1 protein-coding gene is annotated in these 3153 nt (G+C 70.6%); it reads right to left on the bottom strand.

The genetic code is table 11. The features are described from left to right. Positions 1-3153, bottom strand: a 3153-nt coding sequence (locus A5713_RS04615; RefSeq protein WP_156751746.1) for a condensation domain-containing protein, incomplete at both ends; no start/stop codon positions are given.

Below are 3153 nucleotides of genomic sequence, written 5' to 3'. Positions count from 1 at the left end.
GGATCGATCGGCAAATACGCCGCCCCCGACTTCAGCACACCCAAGATCGCCACAATCGCCTCGGCCGAACGGCCGAACAGCAGGGCCACCGCCTCACCCGGGCCCGCACCCCGGCCAATCAACAAGTGCGCCAACCGGTTCGACGCCTCATCCAACTCCCGATACGTCACCGAACGACCCTCAAACGTCACCGCCGCCGCCCCAGGCCGGCGCGCCACCTGCCCGGCGAACAACACCGGAATCGACGCCGACGCCCACGCCTCGGTCAGGACGGCCCGGTTACCGATTTCGTCCAGCCTGCGGTGTTCACCGGCGTCCAGCGCGTCAATCGCCGACAACGGCCGCCCTGGTTCGGTCGTCATGGCCAGCAGCACCCGCCGCAGCCGCTCGATCAACGTCTCCACGGCGTCCGCGTCGAATATGTCGGTGTCGTATTCGACACGTAGGCGCAGTTCGTGTCCCGGCTGGGCCTGAATGGTCAGCGGGTAGTGAGTGGACTCCCGGCTGGCGATGTCGGTGATGGACAACTCCTGATCGCCCGACAAGGCGGCGGCGTCGATCGGATAGTTCTCGTAGGCGAACAGCGTGTCGAAAAGCTTGTCCTGGCCGACGATGCGGTGAATGTCGTTGAGCGCCAAGTGCTGGTGGTCGAAGGTGTGGTTGTTGGCGCCCTGCAGCTGCTCGAGCAGGTCGGCCGCGGTGGTCGTCGGGCTGAGCTTCGCGCGCACCGGCACGGTGTTGATCATGAGCCCGACCATCGATTCCGCACCCAAGAGTTCGGCCGGTCTGCCCGAGACCGTCGTGCCGAAGGCGACATCGTGCTGGCCGGTCAACCAGCACAGCAGTTGCGCGTAGGCGGCCTGCAGCACCGTGTTGACGGTGGTGTGGCAGGAGCGTGCGAGTTCACCGACGGCGCGGGTGAGATCGGCCGGCAGGCTGAGCGTGTGGACGCCTTGCGCGCCCGGCTGCAGCCGGTCTTGGCGGCCGACCAGGGCCGGGGTGTCGAAGCCGGCGAACACCTCGCCCCAGGCGGCGCGGGCGGCGTCGCGGTCGCGGGCGGCCAGCCAGCCGACGAAGTCGCGGTAGGGCGCCGCCGCGGGCAGGCGTTGTCCGTAGTAGCCGGCGAAGATGTCGCCGAGCAGGATCGGCATCGACCAGCCGTCGAGCACGATGTGGTGGTTGGTCAGCACCAGCCGGTGGCGGTCAGCGGCGGTGCGGATCAAGGCCACCCGGAAGGGCGACTGGTTGACGAGGTCGCAGACGGCGGCGCGTTCGGCGGCGCAGAGCCGCTCGACGTGCGCGTCGACGTCGGCGCCCAGCTCCAGGTACTGCCAGGCCGGCTCGGGCTCGGCCACCACGACCTGCACCGGCTCGTCGAACTGGTCGAAGAATCGTGCCACCAGGTTCGGATGCCGCCGGACCACCGCGTGCACGGCGTCGCGCAGGCGGTCGGGGTCGAGCGGGCCGGTGATGCTGATGTCGAGCTGGCCGGCGTAGAGGTCGCCGGCGTCCCGCATGGTGTTGGCGTGAAAGAGCAGGCCCTGCTGGACCGGGGTCAGCGGCAGCACGTCGGCGATGTGGCATTGCCGTTGCAGCTGGTCGATCTGCTTCTGGCTGAGGCGGGCGGGCGCGACGTCCGACGGCGTCAACCCGCCACCCCCGGATCGCACGTGGGCACAGATCCCGGCCAGGGCCTCGAACCACAACCGGCTCAGCCGGCTGACCTGCCCGTCCTCCAGCGCCGACGGCGCCCACGTCCAATGCGCCTGCAGGCGCGGGCCGGCCTCGGTGTCGACGGTGGCCGCGTTGAGCTCCAGGGTGTGCATCAGCGGCATCGGGATCGCCGCTGCCGCGCCGGTGACCGAGCCCGGCACGGGGCACCACATCTCGTCGGTGAGCTCACCGGCGCCGCCCTGCCGGCCCAGGTAGTTGAACCCGATCGGCGGGTCGGATCCGTCCAGGCCGGCCTCGGTGTTCAGGTAGCGCAGCAGCCCGTAGGTCAGTGAATCGGGCAGGGCGCGCAGCTGTTCCTTGGCGTCCTTGATCACCGCGCCCAGCGATGGACCCCCGGAAACGATTTGCGCCCAAGGTAATTCACCCGTCACCAAGGACACCGGGTACTTGGCGGTGAACCACCCTACGGTGCGCGACAGGTCGACGTCGCGGCCCAGCTCCTCGTGGCGGCCGTGGCCTTCGACGTCGATGCCGATCGGCGCGCCGGCCTCGACGCGGGGGCCCAGGAATTCGACCAGCGCCAGGGCGAACGAGATCAGCAGGATGTCCTGGACGCCGGCGTGGAACGCCGCGGGCACCTCACCGAGCAGCATGCCGGTGGTCTCGGCGTCCAGCTCCACCGAGAGCTGCCCGGCGGCGGCGAAGGTGTCCACCTCGGGTCGCACCGCGGGCAGCGCCGCGGGCGTCGCCGCCACCTGCCTCCAGGTGTCCAGCTGGTCCACGACGTCCGGGGCGTTGGCGCGCTCGGCCAGCTGCGCCGCCCACCGCGCGAATGACGTCCCCGCCGGCGGCAACGCCACCGGTTGGCCCAGCCGGTGCTGCGCCCAGGCGATGTTCAAGTCCTCCAACAGGATTCGCCACGACACGCCGTCGACGGCCAGGTGGTGGATGATCACCACCAGCTGGGCGGTCGCGGTGACCCACAGCGCGCTGAGCATCGCCCCTTCGGCCGGGTTCAGCCGCGACCGCGCCTCGAGCACCGCCGCGTCGGACAACACCTCCACGGTGTGCAGGCAGTCGGCGGCGTCCACCGCACCCGGCTCGGGCACCGTCAGCGACCACCCGTCGTCAACACGTAGCCGCAGCATGGCGTGCCGATCCAGCAGCGCCTGCAGCACCACCAGCACGTCGGGCACATCGACCCCGGCCGGGGCCTGGACCAACATCGCCTGGTTGAACTGGTCGACCGGACCCTGCACGCCCTGCAGCCAGCGGATGATCGGGGTGGCCGGCACCGGGCCCACGCCCTCGTCCGCCACGTCGGCGCGCGCGTCAGCGACATCGGCCACCCGGGCCAGCCGGGCGACGGTCTGCTCGACGAAGATGTCGCGCGTCCGGCAGATCAGGCCGGCGGCGCGGGCCCGCGTCACCACCTGCATCGAGGAGATGCTGTCGCCGCCCAGGTCGAAGAAGGAGTCG

It is taken from the genome of Mycobacterium sp. E2497, from assembly GCF_001668695.1.
In the GTDB taxonomy this organism is placed as follows: domain Bacteria; phylum Actinomycetota; class Actinomycetes; order Mycobacteriales; family Mycobacteriaceae; genus Mycobacterium.
Note: the sequence above shows the minus strand (reverse complement) of the source record. Positions and strands in the feature narration are given on the sequence as shown.